The 21,081-nt window shown below is 47.4% G+C and carries 16 protein-coding genes; 9 read left to right on the plus strand and 7 right to left on the minus strand.

Annotation, left to right across the window (positions count from 1 at the left end):
• The first annotated feature begins 528 nt into the window (after positions 1–528).
• The 4 genes from ACYVB1_RS06930 to ACYVB1_RS06945 all read left to right on the plus strand — a co-directional run bounded on the left by ACYVB1_RS06930 (position 529) and on the right by ACYVB1_RS06945 (position 5,034).
• Positions 529–933 carry a helix-turn-helix domain-containing protein gene (locus ACYVB1_RS06930; RefSeq protein WP_460922066.1) on the plus strand — a complete coding sequence of 135 codons (405 nt, stop codon included), beginning with the start codon at positions 529–531 and terminating at the stop codon, positions 931–933.
• A 193-nt stretch (positions 934–1,126) separates the two neighbouring features.
• The gene (locus tag ACYVB1_RS06935) at positions 1,127–2,470 is read left to right on the plus strand and encodes a DUF2254 domain-containing protein (RefSeq protein ID WP_460922068.1); all 1,344 of its coding nucleotides are present in this window, start codon (positions 1,127–1,129) and stop codon (positions 2,468–2,470) included.
• 276 nt (positions 2,471–2,746) lie between these two features.
• Positions 2,747–4,129 carry a TIGR00341 family protein gene (locus ACYVB1_RS06940; RefSeq protein ID WP_460922070.1) on the plus strand — a complete coding sequence of 461 codons (1,383 nt, stop codon included), beginning with the start codon at positions 2,747–2,749 and terminating at the stop codon, positions 4,127–4,129.
• Between the two features lie 83 nt (positions 4,130–4,212).
• Positions 4,213–5,034 carry an ion transporter gene (locus tag ACYVB1_RS06945; protein WP_460922072.1) on the plus strand — a complete coding sequence of 274 codons (822 nt, stop codon included), beginning with the start codon at positions 4,213–4,215 and terminating at the stop codon, positions 5,032–5,034.
• Between the two features lie 56 nt (positions 5,035–5,090).
• Here the strand turns inward: ACYVB1_RS06945 and alr are convergent, their stop codons facing one another.
• From alr to ACYVB1_RS06965, 4 genes are all read right to left on the minus strand, one after another.
• Positions 5,091–6,242, minus strand: coding sequence for an alanine racemase (gene alr, locus ACYVB1_RS06950; protein ID WP_460922074.1), 1,152 nt, complete (start codon positions 6,240–6,242; stop codon positions 5,091–5,093).
• A gap of 6 nt (positions 6,243–6,248) precedes the next feature.
• Positions 6,249–7,406: an amidohydrolase gene (locus ACYVB1_RS06955; protein WP_460922076.1), complete on the minus strand. Its 1,158-nt coding sequence runs from the start codon at positions 7,404–7,406 to the stop codon at positions 6,249–6,251.
• 218 nt (positions 7,407–7,624) lie between these two features.
• Positions 7,625–8,476, minus strand: coding sequence for a DUF1206 domain-containing protein (locus ACYVB1_RS06960; protein ID WP_460922078.1), 852 nt, complete (start codon positions 8,474–8,476; stop codon positions 7,625–7,627).
• A gap of 171 nt (positions 8,477–8,647) precedes the next feature.
• On the minus strand, positions 8,648–9,937 hold the full coding sequence (locus ACYVB1_RS06965; RefSeq protein WP_460922080.1) for an acetyl-CoA hydrolase/transferase family protein: 1,290 nt from the start codon (positions 9,935–9,937) through the stop codon (positions 8,648–8,650).
• A 372-nt stretch (positions 9,938–10,309) separates the two neighbouring features.
• Here ACYVB1_RS06965 and ACYVB1_RS06970 point away from each other — a divergent pair, with 372 nt between their 5' ends.
• A complete protein-coding gene (locus tag ACYVB1_RS06970) occupies positions 10,310–10,906 on the plus strand; it encodes a DUF4136 domain-containing protein (RefSeq protein ID WP_460922082.1) in 597 nt (198 codons plus the stop codon).
• Positions 10,907–11,270: 364 nt separating this feature from the next.
• On the opposite strand, the gene ACYVB1_RS06975 is transcribed toward ACYVB1_RS06970, so the two are convergent.
• The 3 genes from ACYVB1_RS06975 to ACYVB1_RS06985 all read right to left on the minus strand — a co-directional run bounded on the left by ACYVB1_RS06975 (position 11,271) and on the right by ACYVB1_RS06985 (position 14,882).
• Complete coding sequence (locus ACYVB1_RS06975) at positions 11,271–13,274, minus strand: cation:proton antiporter domain-containing protein (RefSeq protein WP_460922084.1); 2,004 nt, start codon at positions 13,272–13,274, stop codon at positions 11,271–11,273.
• Between the two features lie 311 nt (positions 13,275–13,585).
• Positions 13,586–14,245 carry an HD domain-containing protein gene (locus tag ACYVB1_RS06980; protein WP_460922086.1) on the minus strand — a complete coding sequence of 220 codons (660 nt, stop codon included), beginning with the start codon at positions 14,243–14,245 and terminating at the stop codon, positions 13,586–13,588.
• Between the two features lie 163 nt (positions 14,246–14,408).
• Positions 14,409–14,882, minus strand: a complete 474-nt coding sequence (locus ACYVB1_RS06985; protein ID WP_460922088.1) for a hypothetical protein — start codon at positions 14,880–14,882, stop codon at positions 14,409–14,411.
• Between the two features lie 638 nt (positions 14,883–15,520).
• Between ACYVB1_RS06985 and ACYVB1_RS06990 the strand changes: the two genes are divergently transcribed.
• The 4 genes from ACYVB1_RS06990 to ACYVB1_RS07005 all read left to right on the plus strand — a co-directional run bounded on the left by ACYVB1_RS06990 (position 15,521) and on the right by ACYVB1_RS07005 (position 21,065).
• Entirely contained in the window at positions 15,521–16,042 is a 522-nt protein-coding gene (locus ACYVB1_RS06990; protein ID WP_460922090.1) for a hypothetical protein, read from the plus strand.
• Positions 16,043–16,225: 183 nt separating this feature from the next.
• Complete coding sequence (locus tag ACYVB1_RS06995) at positions 16,226–18,841, plus strand: PKD domain-containing protein (RefSeq protein WP_460922092.1); 2,616 nt, start codon at positions 16,226–16,228, stop codon at positions 18,839–18,841.
• 638 nt (positions 18,842–19,479) lie between these two features.
• Positions 19,480–20,154, plus strand: coding sequence for a DUF481 domain-containing protein (locus tag ACYVB1_RS07000; protein WP_460922094.1), 675 nt, complete (start codon positions 19,480–19,482; stop codon positions 20,152–20,154).
• A gap of 128 nt (positions 20,155–20,282) precedes the next feature.
• Positions 20,283–21,065 (plus strand): polysaccharide biosynthesis/export family protein, encoded by a 783-nt coding sequence (locus ACYVB1_RS07005; protein WP_460922096.1) that lies wholly within the window; start codon positions 20,283–20,285, stop codon positions 21,063–21,065.
• The last annotated feature ends 16 nt before the right edge of the window (positions 21,066–21,081 follow it).

Consider the following 21,081-nt stretch of genomic DNA (forward strand, 5'->3'; position numbering starts at 1 on the left):
CTGGTATAGTTCTATTTGTGCTTCGGTGCTTTTTTCTTTTTCCTTAACCTGCCTGCCCGCTCTTTATGTCAGGCCCTTCCCAGGAACAGGCAATTTAGCTGAAAGTATTAGACATGCTGCAGGTCTGTAAATGGTTGAAAAGTAACCGATTGTGGATAAGTTGAGTTATCCACAATCGCTTCCATTCTGTCTGCCATTGTGTCACCTTGCTTGTTTTCAGACCTTTGTATGCTCTTATAAAGCCCCTGCTGCAGCGAGGGGTGCTGGTTCTGAAGGCAGGTTTTTACCTGATGTCACACATGATGTGCCCACGGAGACAGTATGGCTGTTTACAAATGTATATACAATTGTAAACAGCTTGAGTTTCTGGATGTTTATCTTTTATATTACTCTGAAAAATAGCATGTTGTGATTTGATATTGAAGTAACCGAAGAGGTCTTATATTTATGTTTAAAAAATTTGTGATAACAGAAAAGCTTTTGTATGTTACAAATGTAATAAGAGACAACAGCTAAATTACGCGACAAATGGTAGATCGCATACGGCAACTGATGGAGTATAAGGGTTTTACCTCCACTCAGCTGGCTGATAATATAGAAGTTCCCCGCGCTGTAGTCAGCCATATCCTTAGTGGCAGAAATAAGCCGAGCCTGGATGTTGTGATGAAGATAATCAGTTGCTACAGGGAGGTAGCTGTTAACTGGTTGTTGTTTGGGGAAGGAGAGATGCTAAAAAGCTTAGCTTCAGAAAACCAGCAGGATAAGCCCCTTCCTCAGGCAGGCACTTCACTTCCTGAAGAAACAGCGCCGCCACAAAAAGTACAAGAACCATCTCCGGTTGTAAAGGAGCCTGAGGCGAAAGGTAAGGCCATAGAACAGGTAATGGTATTCTATACCGACAAGACCTTTACCTCTTACAAGCCAGGTATTTGAATTGTATTCTAAACCTGCAAAGCGAGGGTGCCAGTAATGGTTTAACTGAAATAGATAATCAATCCTGTTCCTGCCCCTGTATCATCACGAGAAGCTTAAGAAGCATAGCCTGATCTATACAACCTCCTGTGGGTAATATAAGTAAAGTAGCATATATAAAGGCTGCTACTTTAGCAACTTACAAGTTTGCACCATGGAGAAGATACTAAGCCAGGTTAAGTTTGCATATCACTACATCGTTAACAGCATTGGCTTTTACCCCACACTGATTTCACTGTTTTTTTTCGGGCTGGCTTTGCTCATGCTTTACCTGGAGGCACTTGGCCTCAGTTCGCATTTTAAAGACAGCCTGCCTTTCATGATCATCACCAACGGGGAAACGGCAAGGCTTATCTTAAGCTCTATTACCACCGGTGTCATCTCGCTCACTGTTTTTTCTTTTACCATGGTCATGCTGGTGCTGAACCAGGCGAGCACTAATTTCAGCCCCCGCGTTATTCCAGGTTTGATTTCCTATAAGGCGAACCAAAGGGTGCTGGGCTTATATTTAGGTACGCTCATCTACACGCTCGTGATCATGGTAAACGTGCGGGCAGAATATTACAACAACTCCCTTCCCGGGTTCTCCATTTTTCTTTCCATGTGCTTTACCATTCTGTGCCTGGGGTTTTTTGTATACTTTATTCATTCTATCTCCCAGTCCATCCAAATCGAAAGCATTCTGGAAAACATTTACCGGGTTACCCACCGGGGGCTTTTGGATGAGATAGAAAAGGATAAAAGATCAGGCATGCCGAATATGTTTACCCATAGCGAGGGGTGGCATGACCTTAAAAGCCCCAAAACCGGCTACCTGCAAAGCCTGGACGAGCAGGCAGTGCTGGAGTTGTGCTGCGAATATGATGTGGTGCTTGATTTTGAGCAGGCGCTAGGCAGCTTCCTGCTAGAAGGTATTCCCTTTGCACGTATCAACAAAAGGCTGGAGAACATGAAGGAGTTTAAGGACGCATTCTTCGGCCTGGTGGACTTTTACAGAGAAGAACGGCCTGGTGTGAACTATATCTTCGGGTTCAAGCACATTACCGAGAGCGCCGTCAAGGCCCTGAGCCCGGGAATAAATGACCCTGGAACAGCTATCAAAGCCATAGATTACCTGACCGATTTGTTTGCGGTGCGCATGCAACTGTCGGACAAAAAGGTGCTGTATGATAAGAAGGGGGCTGCCCGCATACGCTTTCAGCATGAAACGTTTGAGAACTTGTTTTCCATTACACTAAGCCCTATCCGGCTTTATGGGAAAGGCAGCAGTATTATTGTGCTGCGGCTGTTGTACCTGCTGCATAGCCTGCTTTACAAGGTGCAGGCCTATCCCCACTTAAAGCCCGTGCTCTATAAGGAAGCTGAACTTTTGCTGTTTGATGCTGATGAAGAAATCCAGAACCCCGGCGACAGGCAGAAGGTAAATGCACTGATACAGGAATTGAACAAAATGAACGCACTGCCCAGCCTGCTGCCGCAGCTTCCGGTAAAGAAATAGTTCATTCCCGCACAATTTCTTATTTTTGCCGGAACCTGTTGTGCCTGGGTAAAGAGACGACAGGTTAACATAAGCGACATAGGTTTATACGCCTATACCTGCAAAGACAAAGCTATATAAAGTTTTAAACCAGCCGCATCCTTGCTAAATGTCACAGCAAGTGCGTAGTGCACAGGCAAGCATAAAGCTTTTGTTGCAGGTGTGAACCCGGTAAATCCGCAGAGACCATAGCTGTAGCAGGAATGTCAGTTTCCTGTGCTGCCTTATTTAACTTTTATGCTGCTTCTTAGAGCCCTCAGGAGGACGCTGGACCACGTCCTCAACATTCAGCACCAGACCGACGAGGAAGGTACCATCCGGGAGATTTACGATAAAATCCCGATCCGGGGAAACAACACCTGGATGCTTATCTGCTCCGCCATGCTGGCCTCCATTGGCCTGGACACAGGGTCCGGCGCTGTGATTATCGGGGCCATGTTAATTTCGCCGCTCATGTCGCCTATTCTGGGCGTGGGGCTATCAGTAGGGATCAATGACCGCGAAATGTTGGTCGCCTCTGCTAAAAACCTGGCACTGGCAGCGGCGGCAGGCTTGTTTGTGAGTACCTTCTATTTCAGCATCACCCCCCTTGGTGAGCCCACCAATGAGATTCTGGCCCGGACGCAGCCAACGCTCCTGGATGTAATGGTCGCCTTTTTCGGCGGTGTGGCGGGTATCATCTCCATCTCGCGCTCCGACAGGTCCAATGCCATACCGGGAGTGGCGATTGCCACAGCCCTGATGCCGCCGCTGTGCACGGCAGGCTATGGTTTGGCCATCGGCCGGTTTGACTTTTTCTTTGGGGGCTTTTACCTTTTCTTCATCAACGCGGTCTTTATCTCACTTTCCACTTTCCTGATAGTGAAGTACCTGAACTTTCATATCAAGCACTATGTGAACCAGGAAAAGGAGCGGAAGGTGGCCCGGATCATGGCCATCATGCTGGTGATTGTGGTTTTGCCGAGCGTGTACTTCCTCTATAATATTTACAAAGACGTGCAAACCCGGAAGCAGATAGAGAACCTGGTTATCAGGGACTTTACCTCCAGAAACAACGAGATCATAAAATGGGAGGTGCAGCAGGCAGATACCGTCAACTACATCAAAATCTACAGTGTGGGCAAGCAGGTGGACGAAGGCCTGGTGGAGCATTACAACAGTGTTCTCCAGGAGAGTGCCCTTGGTAACTACCAGGTACGACTGGTACAGTTGGACGTGTCGCCGGAGGAAGTAGAGCGGATAGCCTATGATGTCACCAACACGCTGACCCGCGATTTTATAAAGACGCTGGAGCTGCAGAAGATGCAGGAGCAACGGGCAGACAGCCTGCAGCGGCGGAGAAGACGCTACACCACCGGCAATGCCACCTCTGACCTGAAACTGCTCTTCCCGGAAATACAGCAGGTGCAGGTAGGCGAACTAGTGACAGCCCCGGATGCAGTGAAACCGGATACCATGATGCTGGTGCGCATTAACTGGCGGGCACAGGAGAACAAGGCTGCAGGAAGACAGCCCCAGCCGTTAGATGCGGCTAAGGTCCGGGAGTATGAGAGCCGGATAAAGAATTTCCTGACCTCCAAGCTGCAGCGGGACTCCGTGCAGATAGTTTCTACCTATTAAGCCGGCAGCAGGAGAAGTACCTGGGGTAGGCTCCAAAACACTTTTTCCGTATACGGTACAAATCCAGTACAGCCTGACATTATATGACGCCAAAAGAGAGAACTAACTTCAGGGAGAAACTTTATACTATCATTTTTGAGGCTGAAACCCCTGGTGGCAAAGCCTTCGATGTTATTTTGCTGTTACTCATCCTGCTGAGTGTGCTGGTGGTTAGCCTTGAAAGCATAGAAGAGCTAAATGATAAGTATCTTCCCTGGTTTCGTTTTTTGGAATGGTGCTTTACCATCATTTTCACCATAGAGTACCTGCTGCGCATCTACAGCACGCCACGGCCCGGCAGGTACGTTGTCTCTTTTTTTGGCCTTGTTGATTTAATGGCCATTCTGCCCACCTACCTGAGCCTGGTGTTTGCCGGGAGCCATTACCTGTTGGTGGTCCGGGTGCTGCGACTGCTCCGCATTGCCCGTATTTTTAAACTTACCCGGTTTATCAACGAAGGGCAGGTGCTGTCAAATGCCTTGCGGGCCAGCCTCAACAAAATCCTGGTGTTCATCGGGGTGGTGCTGGTGCTGGTGGTCATAGTGGGCTCGCTGATGTACCTGATAGAAGGGGAGGAAAATGGGTTTACCAGCATACCCAAGAGCATCTACTGGACCATTGTTACCCTGACCACCGTTGGCTACGGGGATATTGCACCTGTCACCCCACTTGGCCAGATTCTGGCCAGCTGCATCATGATCATGGGCTACGGCATCATTGCAGTACCAACGGGAATTGTATCCGTAGAGTTGGCAAGATCTGACCGCGAGACAGCTGCTACCCGTGTATGCCCCAACTGCCACCAGGAAGGGCATCCTGTTGATGCTAACTACTGCTTTAACTGCGGGTATGAATTGAAGAGTTGATTTCGCTTCCGGGCTCCTCATGTAAAGCTTAATTACAAAGTTTTCAGTTCATGACGTCACTCCACAACAAAGCGGGGGATGTTCAGCGGCAGCCTCGTGAGTAGTTCATAGTTCAGCTGGGAACTGAGTTCGCTGAAAGAGGCCACCGTAATGCTTTGGCTGCCCTGCCTGCCGAGCAGCACCACTTCATCTTCTTTCTGTACGCCTGGTATGGCGGTTACATCCACCATCATCACGTTCATGTTCACTATGCCAACCACTGCTGCTTTCTGCCCCCTGATCAGCACCTGCCCCTGGTTGCTGAGCGATCGGCTATAACCCCAGGCATACCCCACTGGCACCACTGCCACCACCATGTCGCGGGGAGCCTGGTAAGAGGAGCCATAGCCAATGTATGCTTGCCGGGGCACATGCTTCAGGCTCATGATGCGGCTCTTCCAGTTGATGAGGCGCTGCAAAGGGTCTGTCTTGTTTTCCTGCCGGCTCACGTATTGGCTGTACATTTCAGGACTGGGCCAAAAGCCGTACTGCATGATCCCCACCCTTACCATGTCCATGTGCGTTTCGGTATAGCCCATCATGGCTGCCGAGCAGGCTGTGTGTGTTTGCCTGAAAGTAAAGCCACTTTCCTGCAGCTTTTTCCGCTGGGTGTTAAAGCTGTGTTGCTGCGCCATTATGCGGTCGTGGTTCTGAAAGCTTTCCGCTCCTGCAAAATGCGTGCACAGCCCCTGCAGCAGCACATGCTCCCGGTATTTCTCCAGTACGGTTTTCGCCTGCTCCAGATCTGCCGGGTCGAAACCTGTCCGGTGCATGCCTGTTTCCAGTTCCAGGTGTATTCTGGCTGGCTTCCCTGTTTTTGCTGCCGCTTTCGCCGCTTCCACCAACCTGTCAGGTTCAAAAACGAAGAACTCGATGTCATGCTGTATAACCCATTCCAACTCCGGGTTGTCCAGGTAACCCATGATCATAATGGTTGCAGGGCGGGGGAGGGACTCCAGTAGACGCAGCGCCTCATCGGCACAGAACACAGAAAAATGGTCGACGCCACAAGCCTGCGCCAGTGGCCCGAAAACCTCAATGCCGTGCCCGTAAGCATTCCCTTTGATGACAGAGGAAAACTTCACCTGTGGCCCGACCTGCTGTTTTAAGAAGTGAATGTTGTTTTGAAGTGCTGATTTACTTATTTCGATGTAAGAGGAGTGAAACATACTGTTTTATGCGCTCAATATTTCATTTGTGATGTGATAGAACATGGCTGCTCCTGTTGCGAGGAGTTCATCCGGAAAGTCATAGTCGGAGTGGTGCAGCTGCGGCTGCGCTTCGCCTGACCCGAGCCCGAACAGGGCGCCTTTATACTTTTGGGTGAAATGGCCGAAATCCTCCGACCACCGGAAAGGCTTTTCCGCTTCCTTCACCTCCAGGCCATATTTTTTAGCAGCGCTTTCTATAAGTTGCACCGCCTCCGGGTGGTTGACCGTGGCAGGAAACTCTTCTACGTAATGCAGCTTGTAATGCAGCCCGTGTTTTGCCGCAATGCCCGCGACAGCTTGCTGTGTAAGTTCCTTTAACTTCTGGAAATCTGCAGGCTCATAGGCGCGGAGGGTGACCATGACGGTGGCAAAGCCCGGATTGGTGCCGAAGGCGACGTCCCCTAAACGGGCGTGGATTACAGTCAGCAGGGTCAGGTCCCGGAACTGTTTTTTTTGCCCGATGATCTGGTTGAAGGCGAAAATGATTTCACTCATCGCCAATCCAGGGTTCAGGCCATTCTCAGGTTCTGCTGCGTGCGAGGACCTGCCCTGCAACTCTACCACCATACCAGTGGAAACAGCGGCAAAAACACCCTGCCGTACCACCACCTGGTGTATGGGCACCCCCGGCAGGTTGTGCAAGGCGAAAACATAATCCGGTTGCAAGTCCACAAAGGCCTCCTCCTGCAATACAGCCCAGGCACCTGCACCCGTTTCTTCTGCTGGCTGGTAGAGCAATATCACCTTTCCCGTCTCCGGTCTTTGCTGGTGCAGAAGGCTGCCGAGGGCTGTCAGGATAGTCATGTGTCCGTCGTGGCCGCACTGGTGCCCGGTACCTTCCACCTTTGACTTGTAGGGACGTTCGCTCGTTTCCGCAATGGGCAGGGCATCCAGTTCTGCTCTGAACAATACAACAGGCCCCTCCGGATGCCGGCCATTGAAAACAGCAGCTACACCCGTGCCTCCAAGGCCAGTGAGAAGCCGGTCAGGGGCATATTGCTGCAGGTGGTTCACAATGCGTTCTGCTGTCTGTATTTCCCGCCCGGACACCTCCGGGTTCTGGTGCAGGTCGTGGCGTAACTTTATCAGCGCATCCAGGTCGTTGATCTTGTTTTTGAGCATACAGGTATCAAATTAATTTTCAGCTTCTGTTGCTGCACAATACAGCTGCCAGACATTATAAGGTACGCAATCTCCCTCCAGACATCCAATCACTTGAATGCCTTTTAAGGAAATGTATAGCTTCAGCGCGGGCAAACAGGCAGGCGTTATTAAAAGAAAACATCCTGCTCTGCCTCTGTCAGAAGGAAGAACAGGATGTCTGAAAGCAGTTTTAGCCGCTACCGGTAAACAGGTAGGTATTTGGCGCGCATGAACATGAAAACACCGTAGCAAATCAAACCTAAAGCTACTGCCCCCAGCAGGTAAGAGCCGTAGGAAGCCTCCTCCAGGAAAGCAAAGGCTCTGCTGTTGCCGCCTGCTTCACTTGCGTTAGAGTGCAGGGCTGCCTGCAGGAACATATAGCCAATCACCAGCCACACGATACCGCGGGCAATAAAGCCTGCCATACCGGCACGTATCATCGTGTCCTCCACATCGCTCTTCAAACCCGAGCTTTTTATCTTCTTCCTATACTTCTTGGAGAAGCCCTGGTAAATCTGGTACAGCCCGGCTAGCATAATCCCCACGGCCACAATGCCTGCCAGCCACTGCCCAAAGGGTTGCTGCAACAGCTCACTGGCGAGTGTCTGGCGGGAATCACCGCCACTGCCTCCGCCATTTCCCAAAGCCATCCTGCCCGCCAGGTAAGCCAGACCGGCATATACGATGCCACTGAACGCATAGCGGATGCGCTTGGCTATACCCTTCGCGTCGGAGCCCTCCCGGTCTGTGTCTTGTATGGCCTGAATAAAGCGCCATAGCACATAACATATCAAACCTACTGCCACGATACCCAGAAGCCACTTCCCGAAGGGTTGATCAAGTAAAAACTGAAAGGTTCCGGTTCTGTCTGTGTTTTCCGTCGACTTGCCGCCAAGCTCAAAGGCGGACATAAAAGCAACAACGCCGATAAGGCAGTAAACTACACCTTTTGCACTCAGTCCGACTTTTGCAAAGTTCTCCACCCACTGTGGCGGTGCGGACGGTACATGCGTTGAAATATCAGCCATGTTAGTTACATTAATTTTCATAGTTCTTTCACATCATGCATTAAAAGGAAATTTGTGTTGTACAGCTTTATACGTATGCGGTGCACAGATAAATACGCATGAACGGCTAATGTGAAAATTTAAATTCTACACCAGGGGTTTGTCTTTAGCAGCAAGCATATGTTCTGAATTTTAGCTAAAGCGGGGTGAGAGTTATATATACCCGAAGCGTTTCAACGCTTCTTCTTCCAGGCGCTCACGGTGCTCGGGGTGGGCAATGTCGATGAGTGCTTTAGCCCGTTGGCGCAGGTTCTTGCCATAGAGGTAAGCTACGCCGTATTCGGTGACCACATAGTGCACGTGGGCCCGGGTTGTAGTCACGGCTGCTCCTTGGTTAATGAAAGGCGTGATTCTTGATATTCCTTTGTTGGTAACCGAAGGAAGCGCAATAATAGGTTTTCCGCCCGGCGACAAGGCAGCACCCCGCATAAAATCCATTTGCCCGCCTATGCCTGAAAACTGGTAGGTGCCGATGGTGTCTGCCACTACCTGGCCTGCCAGATCGATTTCGATGGCGCTGTTAATGGCTGTTACTTTAGGGTTGGAACGAATGATGGCGATATCATTCACATAGTCGGTGCGCTGCATGAGGATGAGCGGGTTGTCATCCACAAAATCGTAAAGCTGCTTGTTTCCTACAATAAACCCGGTAGCAACGCGGCCCGGGTGTCTGTATTTGTGCTCGTTGGTGATCACACCTTTCTCTATCAGCGGCATCACGCCGTTAGAGAACATCTCTGTGTGTATGCCCAGCTCTTTGTGATTTGTCAGGCTGCCAAGTACCGCATCTGGTATCGCCCCGATCCCCATTTGCAGGGTGGCGCCATCGTCCACCATCTCTGCTATGTAACGGGCTATTGTTTCTTCTTTGCTGGTAATGCGCTGGCTGTAATCCACTTCGGGCAGCGCCTCGTCTACCTCTACCAGCACATCGAAGCGCCCCACATGAATGAGGCCGTCGCCGTGCGTGCGCGGCATCTGCGGGTTAACCTGCGCTATCACGTGCCGGGCACTCAGCACAGCCTCCCGCGTCACATCCACCGACACGCCCAGGGAGCAGTAACCGTGCTTGTCAGGGGGAGAGACATGCACAATGGCCACATCCAAAGGTAAAATGCCAGACCGGAACAGGTGGGGGATCTCACTCAGGAAAACAGGCACATAGTCCCCGCGGCCACCGTTCACCGCGTTCCGCACATTAGCGGAAACAAAAAGGGAGTTGATGAAAAAAGAGCCCTCGTAGCGTTCTTCGGAAAGAGGGAAATCGCCATATGTGGTAATACTCACCAGCTCTACATTTTGAAGTTCATTTGCCCGCTCAGCTAACTTCCGTATCAGGTACTGCGGTGTGGCGGCACTGCCTTGTATAAACACCCTGTCACCAGATTTAATGAAGGAAAGTGCCTCTTCAGCGGATGTATAGTTTTTAGGTTTGTTGTTCATAAGCGTTCTTGTTTTAGTAGCTATACTAAATTAGGATTTGGTATGTTCAATGATTTTTGCCTGTTCTTGCGTTGCTGACAGCTTCGCCCTACATTTGTTTTGTATTCACCGTGCAAACCTACCGCTGAACCTGAACCGGAAAAATGACGATTGTCACCTGCATTGACAGATTGGTGTGTGGGAAAGCTGCCATGCTGGACATTGGCTATTCGAAAACATTGTTGCTGTTATAGCGAGTGCGATTTTTAATCCAGATCAGGAAGGAGCATTTGTCAATTTTGAAATTGTATTTCCAGTGCGGGTCAGACTACTAAACAATACTGAATTAAAATTCCAACCAGAATTACTTAAACCTATTCGGATCACATACTTATGCTGACAGCTACTCACCGCCTGCTTGTTTTGTTCTTCCTGTTACTATGCTCGCTGGGCCTTCAATCCTGCGTTACTACATCAAGGGCAATTGGCGCAAGCGCCATCAAAGCACCTTACGCCCGCATGAACACCTATAAGACTTTTGCCTGGCTCCAGGAACAACCGGTCGCCGAACCTGCCTATGACAAAGGCTACAATGCGCAATTGGACGCACACATACGGCAGGCAGTGGAGGAGGAGTTAATCGAGCGCGGCTATACCAAAGTAGAAACCAATCCGGATTTGCTCGTGGCGTACGATGTAAGTGTACCTGTTCCGGAGGAGAAAGATAAGCCGGAGAATTTCGGCACCGGTTTCGGGTACAGCTACGGCTATATGAGCGGCTACCGCTACAACTACGGCCACGCCGACATGCCCGGCTACCGCAGCGTGGACCTGTTCAAACAGGGAACTTTGATCATCGACCTTATCAGCCCGCAGTCAAAAATGCTCGTTTGGCGCGGATGGGCGGAAGGAGGCATCAGCAACTTCAAAGCCGGCTACAAGCAGGTGAAGAACCAGGTAGAGGAAGTGATTGGAAAGTTAGAGGGTTAGGGAGTTTTTGAAGTTAGAGAGTTAGAGGGTTAAAATTTAGAAAGTTAAGCAGAGAACTTATCTGTGTTTTAAGGTTTACCTCGAAATTCAACTAGTAGGGAAACCTTAGTAGCTGTGCGCTGGTGCGAGCTTGCAGCTCGTACTTTAAAACCACGAGGATGCACGAAGGATGAAGACTTTATGAAAGACTGCATCTTGATTGATAAAATAGCATGATCTCTTCATAAACAGAAAGTACGAGCTGCAAGCTCGCACCAGCGCTATAATCACCTTCATAAAGCCTTCTAAATTTTTTCCTCTACAAGATGCTTTTCATAGGGAAACAAAAATAGGGTGCAACGCATTAACAAATAAAACAGCTCCTCTAAATAACATCCGCTTTCAGGTAGTTGTTGAACCGCATGATCTCGCTGTGCTTGCCGACAACGTATAGGATGTCGCCCTTGAGGATGTAGGTGTGAGCGTCGATATTGAGGATTGTTTCACCGTCCCTTTTTATTGCCACCACCGTTACCTGAAAGCGGTGGCGCACGCCTGATTCCAGCAGGGGCTTCCCAACAATCAGATCATCGTTCGTCAGTACGCGGAGGCTGGCTACCTCAATCTCCGGAAGATCCAGGTTGAAACCGGTAGATGCATTGTTTTTGATGCCGGCCATGCTTCGCAGCATCTCGTAATTGTCCGAACGTATCATTTGCGTGAAGCTTTCAATTTCATCGCGGGGCATCAGGTATTTATTCAGCACACGCGTGAAAATCTCAATGGAAGTCTCGAACTCTTCCGGTATCACTTCGTCGGCTCCCAACCTGTAGTTTTCTTCCATTTCCTGCACAAAGCGGGTGCGCACAATCAGGTGAAGCCTGTCGCTTATCTCCCGGACGCTGGCAATGATGCGCCGGGTAGCTTCGGGGTCAGAGATGGCCACTACTACCACACGCGCTTTATGGATGTTGATGTGGGAGAGAATCATCGGGTGCACCGCGTCTCCGTATACTATCGGCTCGCCCATTTTCCGCTCGTGTTTTACTGTTACCGCATTCAGTTCCACAATCACGTACGGAATATTTGCATGGCGTGCGGCTTTCGCCACATTGCGGCCATTCACGCCAAAGCCAATGATGACGATGTGGTCGTCGAGCGGGGGCAAATCCCCAGGTTCTTCGGGAGAAGGCATTGCATAGGGCATGGGCTCTTTGCCGGAAGTAAAAGGGGCACCGATAACGCCTGCTATCTTCTGGTAATACTCTATCACAAACGGCGTAACAGCCATCGTTAACAGCGACACGGACAGGAAATACTGGTAGGTTTCCTGGGAGAGCAAGCCATTCTCAATACCAGTGTTAGAAAGGATGAAGGCAAACTCTCCCACCTGGAAGATAGACAAGCCGACCAGCAAAGATATCCTTAGCGGGTACTGCAACATGCGTGCTGCCACAGTGGCGACAGTGCCTTTTATCAGAAAGGTAAGCAGGGTAAAGAACAGGATAACCGGCAGGTTCCGCAACATAAAGTTGAAGTCCAGCAGCATCCCTATTGAGACAAAGAAGAAGCTGGTGAAAATCTCCCGGAAAGGCAGGATGTTACTCGTTGCCTGGTGGCTGTATTCTGATTCAGAAATAATCAGGCCTGCCATGAATGCACCCAGCGCCAGGGATAAACCCAGGCTTGAAGTAAGCCAGGCTACTGCAAAGCAAATCACCACGACACACAGGATAAAGAGCTCTTTGCTTTTGGTTTTGGCGACGGCATACAGCAGCATCGGTACCAGGTAGCGGGCACTGATGAGGACAAACACGATCACAAAGCTCCCTTTCAGCGCCATCCAGAACAGGGCAGACCCAATATCCTCAGAGCCACCTGCCATCAAAGGCGCGAGCAGCATCATCGGCACCACGATGATGTCCTGGAAAATGAGGATGCCCAGCACCACCCGCCCCTGCGGAGAGTTAATGTCTCCTTTGTCCTGCAGTATCTTCAGTACAATGGCTGTGCTGCTTAAAGCAATCAGGAAACCCATGAAAACAGCTTCTCCGTGGCTGAAATCGAACAGCACCATCACGAGCCAGACAAGCCCAATGGTCGCCAGCACCTGGATAGATCCGCCTATCAGCACCGTGTGCTTGATCAGGGCGAGGCTACGGAGGGAGAATTCCATCCCAATAATAAAAAGCAGCAGGATTACGCCTATCTCAGCTAAAATTTCGATATCATGGATAGCTGTTATCAGGCTCAGGCCATGCGGACCGGCAATCACGCCTGTGGCAAGGAACCCGAGAATAGTCGGCAGCCGGAATCGCTGGAACAACAGAATTACTACAACAGCCAGTCCGAGGATGATGACGATGTCTGAGAGTAAAGGGATTTCCATGGGGTAACTTTAAATGTGTTGGTTTTTGTTTGGTAAGCGATTTTTTAGCCTTACGTAAACACTTCGCAACCGGACAGGCTCTTCTGTTAGCAATACAAGTATCTGAACCAAGATACTTGCTACTGCTAATAGTTACTATTTGTTGAACATGGGATTAGGCAAAACCAATATAAAACTATATTGTCATTTCGAACATGCCTGAGACGAGAGTCGAAAGGGACCTGCGTAGCAGTGAGAAATCTGCGTTATTTCATGACCCCGCAATATTTCAGATTTCTCACTGCGTTCGAAATGACAAAAAAATTAAGTAATTACTTTTCTCCTTCCCACTCCGCGTAAAACTGCTCCAGAAAGCTCTCCATATAGCGGTGCCGGGCTTCAGCCAGCTGTCTGGCGGTGTCCGTATGCATACGGTCTTTCAGGAGTAAAAGCTTCTCGTAAAAGTGATTGATGGTAGGAGCGGTGCTGGCTTTGTATTTTTCGAACGAGTCGTGCAGTTCCGGTTTGATGTGTGGGTTGTAAAGCTCGCGGTTCTTGTGGCCTCCGTAGGCAAAGGTACGGGCAATGCCGATGGCCCCAATCGCATCCAGCCGGTCCGCATCCTGTACCACGCAGCCTTCTGTGGTCTTCATAACAGAGGACGTGCCAGCACCTTTAAAAGATAAGTCTTTGATGATCTCACAGATGTGGTCTATTGTTTCACCTTCCACTTCATGCTGCTGCAGCCACTCCCTGGCCATGCGCGGCCCCACAGTTTCGTCGCCGTTATGAAACTTATGGTCGCCGATGTCATGCAAGAGCGCTGCCAGCTCTACCACATACATGTCTGCGTCTTCGTGCGGCGCAATGCTTTTGGCGTTGTTCCAGACCCGGTAAATGTGCCACCAGTCATGCCCGGAGCCCTCACCAGACAGCAGTTCTTTCACATAGGCAGCGGTAGCAGCGATAATTTCTTCTTGTTGAGGTGTCATTCAGTCTCAAAGGTTATCATTCCTTCAAAACTGAAGATATTTCGCGGAAGGGGCAAGTGTTTTTGTTCGATTTATAGACCTCGCAGCGTGCGCAGCTCCTGCGAGTGTCTGCCCACCATTACCAGACGCTCGCAGGAGCTGCGCACGCTGCGAGTTATGGCGTTCATCTAGCCATTTCTTTAACCGGGCTGTTCTTCAGGGAAGGCAGCTTTATCTTATTTACAAGCTCATCCTCCAGCACCTGTGCCCATGTCTCCAGGTAAAGCACCACATCCTCCCGCTTGTTGTGCTGCAGGTATTTCCTGTTTTGCGGCAGCCGTTGTGTGATGGTAGGATGCGACAGACGCTCCAGGTGTTCTAAGTCATGTCTTGTCAGTCCGAAGTCCGTCATTTGGTCAATGATTTCATCTAAAGGCATACCGCTCTGGGGGCAGTAATCGCGGAGTTGTTCCCGCCAATCGCCGTACCGCCACATGGCCGCACCGTGTATTTGGCCTTTGCTGTGTTTGGTGATGGTATGCGCCAGGTGACCGCAGTTGCAGCTGCCCATGTGGCCCCACTGGTATATATCACCCTGCGCGAGGCGCTGTGCTGTTTCCCGCAGCGCCTGTATCAATTGAATGGATGCTCTTGCCATAGCGGATTGGTTTTTAATCCTGTTATATATAAAGCGGTGGAATTGGCAAAATGTTCACTTCTAAGGCCGATTCTGTTAAAGTATTTTTAGGTATAAGTAAATCAGAAGAAGCCAACGGGCTGTACTCTAGTTACTTCAAATTTTCTATGATAGAGTATCTGTAAAAAATATGTTTATATATCTCATTCTAATGTAAAAAATTAATAATAAGCTAGATGAGGCTTCCAAGTAGAGGGATAAATATGGTTTATTTAATTTTATTTATTAACTAACTATTAATGACTTTCTACACCTGCTTTTGATGCTTTTACCAACAGTTTGTTATAAAAGGTAAAGAAATTATAACATAAATCATATAAACCAGTATATTCAAGCCAAATTACCTACTTAGTAGTACATTTATTATAAATTTATTTTTACTTTTTTTTAACAAAATTTATTGGTCTTCATTAAGACATAAAAGATCTTAATAATTGGCTTGGCTTTATCTTTTTAGCTGTGCCTAAAAGAGGTGTTACTTCTTAATTATTAATCTGTTAAATCATAAAAGGGTTCTTCTCTCTGGTGTCTCGCTTTCAGGCGTGAATAGTATCTTCTTGTGCTTCAATATATCCTTTAACTACAATAAGTCATAATTTATGAAACTATCAAACAGTATTTTCATACCGCATCTAAATATTGCTTCTGAAACTGGAGAAGCAGTATCAAAGCGAATTCCAACTCAGAAGACTGAAAGCTTTAAATGCAGGACCTTTAAAAATAGTAACACATTCATTTTCAAGGTTATGTTTATTGCAGCAATGCTTTTTAGCTTACCAAGCAAGGGACAAACTACAACTGAGGATTGGAAGCTAATACAAACAGTTGACAATGTTTCTTTCTCTTATGCCATAGGGACATGTAATGGAGAAGGACGGTATTTGCTACTGAAAGTTGAGAATCAAAACAGCAATACGATACATGCTTCCTGGACTATTAAAATGTCAGAAGGTGCAAAGGCAGTGCATTTTCCAGGAATGCTGCACATGTTAGCAACTGGCCAAACAAAAATTATTTCCTGCCAGATGGAAGACCCTCTCACCTTACCTATACCGGTAACAGATGATTTTGTCTCACCTCAAATAAGTATTGAGTCACTTATTGAGGCGGTACAGCAATGATTAATAAGATCAAATTTAATAGGGTTTTCAATTTTAGTTTATAGAGAAATGGGGAAATATTTTACTGAATTTCTGGCTTCCAGCAGCAGAAGCATGAAGTTTATACATAAAACATCTTTAGCCGGTTTAATTAGCATCTTAATATATGGTTTGTCTGTAACTAACTTGATTGCACAGCCTAACTTGCAATGGGACAAGACCTATGGGGGAAATAATGATGATTTACTGACCTCTTCACAGCAGACAGTGGACGGGGGCTACATTCTGGGTGGTTACTCTTATTCTAATGCAGGTGGTGACAAGAGTACCGATGAAGTAGTAAGAGGCGGTGCAGACTACTGGGTTGTAAAACTGGATGCCTTGGGCAACAAGCAATGGGACAAGACCTTTGGAGGGAATGATAATGATTTTTTGCAGTCTTTACAGCAGACAGTGGACGGGGGGTATGTTTTGGGTGGTTACTCTTATTCTAATGCAGGTGGTGACAAGAGTGCCGATGATGTAGTAAGAGGCGGTGCAGACTACTGGGTTGTAAAACTGGATGCTTTAGGTAATAAAGAATGGGATAAGACCATAGGGGGTGCTGGAGAAGATTTTATGTTTGCTATACAGCAGACTAATGACCAAGGTTTTATCCTGGGCGGACACTCCAAATCAAACATAAGTGGTGATAAGAGCGCGAATGGCAGGGGTGGCGAAGACTATTGGGTTGTAAAGCTGGATGTCTCAGGCAATAAGCTATGGGACAAAACCATCGGAGGGAACAGTGGTGATTTTTTGCGGGATTTAGAACAGACAACTGACGGGGGCTATATTCTGGGCGGGTACTCTTATTCCAGTAACAGTAGTCATAAGAGCGAACCTCTCAGAGGTAATGCTGATTACTGGGTAGTGAAGCTGGATGCATCGGGAATCAAACAATGGGATAAAACCTTTGGAGGGAGTGATATTGACCATTTGCGGTCTTTAAAGCAGACAGCCGACGAGGGCTATATTTTGGGCGGATACTCTAAATCTAACAAAGGTGGCGAAAAGAGTGAGGACTCTAAAGGTAGTTATGATTATTGGGTTATAAAGCTTGATGGCTCGGGTAGTATGCAATGGGACAGAACCATTGGGGGAAGCTCTTTTGAGGACTTGTTCACTTTACAGCAGACAATAGAAGGAGGTTACCTTGTGGGAGGATATACAAATTCTGGTAAAAGTGCTGAAGGAAGTGGTGGTGACAAGAGCGAACCCTCAAAGGGCTTACATGATTGCTGGATAGTAAAGCTGAATGCTTCCGGAAGCAAGCAATGGGACAAGACTATCGGCGGGAGTAAGAATGATTATGTGCGTTCTTTACAGCTGACAGTTGACGGTGGCTATTTCCTGGGTGGGTACTCTTACTCTAACAAAAGTGGTGATAAGAGCGAAGATTCTAAAGGTGGTGCTGATTATTGGGTAGTAAAGCTTATGGACCCGGTTACCTGTGTTGATCCTGTTGCCTCTTTTACTGCTGCGCCAGTTTGTCTTAGTACAGCAACAGCCTTCATTGATGCCTCCAGTAATGTAACAGATGGTGCGGCTTACGCATGGGATGTGGATAATGATGGTACTACAGATTACACCACTAAAGGTGATATCACACATACTTATGCTACAGCTGGTAATTATACAGCTAAATTAACGATAACCCAAGGCAGTTGTATGCACATTTATACTTCCCAGGTAACAGTTGGTAGCTTTGCAGAAGCACTGATCACAGCAGTAGATGGAGGCGATCCGAACATGACAGTGCCTGTAAGTTCTGAAACCCAGTATATGATATCTTCTGCAGGTGCATCTACTTACTCCTGGTCTCTCAAGAACAGTAGCGGAACTTTGATAACTACAGGTATAACAGGAGCAAGTACAAACACCTTAACTGTCACCTGGCCTACAACACCTGATGTTTATACTTTGTCAGTGACATATGGTAACGGTGAAATCTGTCCAGACAGGAGCGTTTTCATCTATATTGCGGTTTATGACCCAAGTGCGGGCTTTGTAACGGGAGGCGGCTGGATTAATTCGCTGCCAAACACAGCCCTGCAGTATATGCAGGAAGGAGGCAAGGCTCATTTTGCTTTTGAGTCAAAGTATAAGAAAGGTAGTACTACCGTTGTGGATGGTAAGACAGTATTTAAGTTCCAGGTGGGTGGTATGGACTTCAGAAGCACTTCTCACGATGATGAGAGGTTGGTGATTTCTGGAAAAAAAGCCAATTACAAAGGCAAAGGCACAATTAATGGCGAAGGTAACTATGGCTTCCTTTTATCGGCAGTAGATGGGCAGTACAATGGCGGTACAGAGCCTGATAAACTAAGGATGAAGATTTGGGACGCAATATCAGGTGTTGTAGTCTATGATAACCAACATGGCGAAGGAGACGATGCAGAAGCCTCAACATTGTTAGGTGATGCCGGACAAGGCGGAGGTTCTATTGTGATCCATAACCCTAATTTAAAGAGCAGCAGTACAAAAGCAGTCATAGCTATAGAAATTTTAGCGCCTACGTCCTCAAACTTCTATAGCTATCCTACAGCATTCTCTGACAGGGCTACTGTAGCTTTCTCGTTAGAGAAAGAAGAAGTTTATGTGCTGGAAGTATATGACATGAAAGGTGCTTTGGTTAAGAAGATAGCGAACGGCCTAGCCGAAGCAAACAGGCTGTATGAATTTGAACTTAGAGGTGATGGTATGGCAAGCGGTATTTTTATTGCCCGCCTAACGACAACATCAACAGTTCGAAGCTTGAAAATGGTGTTGAAAAGGTAGTTGGTTGTCATCAATAGTTTGATTAAAGCCCGGCTGCCTTCATTTGGCAGCCGGGCTTTTTAATACATGTAATAAAAGAGCAATAGGCACCAGAAGCTACAGTGAAAGGATAATTGTAGAGTAAGAACGCATAAGTTAAAAGTTACCTTCACTAAAATGGCTATCTTCCTAAATAAGGCATTAAATTTTTCAAGCTGATACCATTCTTAAACTATAAGTTTGTGCATTATTGTTACCGGTTTTTTACTCGTTTCCTGCGGCACAAGCTTGAATGCCGGGTGTGTAACATCATGAGGTTGTTTTCCCTCTCCTGTTAAACTGAAGGAATTTTCACTATACTTTACTTATCTTTGTAGCTATTGTGGTTGTAATGAGAAATTAAAAATTACGCTTCTCTACCATAATCTTAATTAGCATTATGTTAGTGTGACATACCTTCTTTTTTATCTTTTGCTTTTATATTACCTGTACCTCTTGTAATGTCTTTACCTTTCTCTAAAAGTAGTTCCTTTACCCTTCTTCTCTTCTTGTTCCTCCTCTGTGGCCAAGCTAATGGGCAGATTCTTAATATTGAGCGTTCGAGGGTAGAGAAAGATACTGCTAATTATTTTACGGGTAAGGGGGGGCTAAACTTCTCAATGTTTAACCGCAATGCAGGAAAAGACAATCCGAATAACTACCTGCAGCTCACTTTCGATGGAAACGTCGCTTTCATTTCTGCCAGGCACAGCTACCTGCTGCTGAATTACTACAACTACCTGCTGGTGAACTATGATTCCAGGGCCCAGCGTAACACAGTGGCCAGCACAGGATATTCCCATTTCAGAACAAACTTCCTGTTCAGGCAGCCTTTGTCTTATGAGCTCTTCGTGCAGGTGCAGGCGGATAAGGCGAGGGGGCTGGAGTTTCGTTCACTGGCAGGAGGGGGCATTCGTTACCGGCTGCTTCGAACTAAAAACTCTACTATATATATTGGGACAGGAGTAATGCACGAGCATGAAGAATGGGAGAACCCAGGGGAGGAGACTAATATTATTATCTCAAACCTGCTGAGGTCCACCAATTACGTGAGCCTGAAAGCGAAACTGAATGACAATGTGAGCACGGAAGGGATCATGTATTACCAGGTGGGGTATGCTGATGTGATCGATAAGTTCCGAAACCGTGTGAGCGGGGATTTAACGCTGGTGGTGAAGCTGACTAACCGCTTTAACTTACGCACCAATTTTAACTGTACCTATGAAGATGAGCCGATTGTGCCTATCACAAACTTTGTTTACAGTATATCAAATGGGGTGCAGGTGCAGTTTTAAGAAAATTGTATAATTTATTTCCGGCTAAAGCGGGGGACTAAAGCAATAATTGCTTACTTTCGCCATTTCAGAAGAAGCAACAAGGGCAATACAGCGCCCTTAATGCTATTAACGAGTTTCAGATTAAGATGCGTAACACCATTATTGCCCTGTGGACATTTATCGGGATAGTAGTATTTTCCGGATGTGTGCCACAAAAGAATGTCTTACTCTTACAGGATAACCCGCAGGTAGCCAACCAAAGCAATGCGGATGAGCTGTTACGGACATTTGACCTCAAGCCACAGGCATATAAGCTGAAGCCGGGTGATGTGTTGTCTTTAAGAGTTCAAAGTACTACTCCTGCAGAGTTTGATTTTCTAGCAACAGGCGCTACTGTCTTCGGGGCGCAGGACCCGGTGCTGAGTGGATATACACTGGACACGGAGGGCAATATTTTATTACCAGCTGTGGGCAAGGTGAATCTAAATGGTCTAAGCATGCCCGAAGCGAGAATAAAGGTGACGGAGGCTTTAAGTCCTTTTTTGTCTGACCCTACCGTAAATCTGCGGTTACTTACTTTTCGATATACTATTATAGGGGAAGTCCCAAGGCAGGGGCAGTTTACCACCTATCAGGACAACATAAACCTGATGGAAGCTTTAGCAACAGCGGGAGGTTTCAGCCCTTATTCGAACCGAAGCAACATAAAACTTGTTCGCTACGAAAATGGGGTGGCAAAGCTGTATAAATTCAGTTTATTAGATGATAACACTTTAGCAAAAAATAACTTTTACTTGCAGCCGAATGATATGATTGTTGTTGATCCGTTGCCTGCTAAGAACATTAGAGAAAATCTTTTAACTAACGTTACGTTGACCTTATCTCTTTTATCCACCGTCAGTTTATTGATTTTGAGATTTACACAATAGTATTAATTCGTCTTTT

This window comes from Pontibacter brevis (assembly GCF_054779655.1).